1 protein-coding gene and 1 pseudogene are annotated in these 792 nt (G+C 77.4%); both read left to right on the top strand.

Features of this window, described 5'->3' with window-relative positions:
* Window positions 1-538, top strand: a 538-nt coding sequence (locus OOT08_RS17105) for an ATP-binding cassette domain-containing protein (RefSeq protein WP_325094051.1), incomplete at its 5' end; no start/stop codon positions are given.
* Window positions 535-792 (top strand): annotated as a pseudogene (locus tag OOT08_RS17100) (hypothetical protein); the annotation flags it as partial. The gene OOT08_RS17105 and the pseudogene OOT08_RS17100, both read left to right, overlap by 4 nt.

Below are 792 nucleotides of genomic sequence, written 5' to 3'. Positions count from 1 at the left end.
GAGCGGAGCCGGCAAGAGCTCCCTGCTGCGCGTCCTCGCCGGGTGGGAGCCGCCCACCGCGGGCTCGGCACAGATCGGCGGGGTCCCGGTGACCGCGCTCAGCGAGCGCGGGCGAGCCGATGCGGTGTTCCTGATCCCCCAGGGCGCGGCACCGCTGCCCGGCACCGTCCTCGAAAACCTGCGGCTCGCCCGCCCCGAGGCCTCGCCGGAGTCCTGCCGGGCCGCCCTCGACCGCGCCCAACTCGCCACCCCGCTCGACGCGAACGCGAGCGTGCTCTCCGGCGGCGAGCGCCAGCGGCTGGCCATCGCGCGCGCCTTCCTGACCCCGGCCCGGGTGATCCTCGCGGATGAACCGACGAGCGCGCTCGACGAGCCGACGGCGGATCGGGTGTGGGCTGAGCTCGCCCGGCTCGCGCACGAGGGCGGCCGCACGGTGCTCGCGGTGACGCACGACCCGCGGCTCGTCGCCCGCGCAGACCACCTGAGCCGCGTCACTCCCGTGCCGCGGACCGCCTCCGACGAGGGAGTTCTCCGATGAACCCGAGCACCGCACCCGCCCCCTCCCGCCCGCGGCTCCCCCGGGCCGCGCGCGCCCGAATCGTCGCGGTTGGCCTCGGCTGGGTGCTCGTCGCCCTCGCCGAGTGCGGGGCCGCCTGGTGGCTTGCGCTCGCGATCCGAGACGGCGGGCGCCCCGGGCCGGTGCTGCTGGCCGCCGCGGTGTCGCTCGCGGTGACCGTGTTCGTCTCGCGCTCCGGCTACCTCGCCGGGGCCCGCCTCGCCGGTGACCTGTAT

The sequence above is a fragment of the Leucobacter sp. M11 genome (genome assembly GCF_035726885.1).
In the GTDB taxonomy this organism is placed as follows: domain Bacteria; phylum Actinomycetota; class Actinomycetes; order Actinomycetales; family Microbacteriaceae; genus JAPFRB01.
The sequence above is the reverse complement of the archived record's forward strand: the minus strand, read 5'-3'. Positions and strand labels throughout refer to the sequence as shown.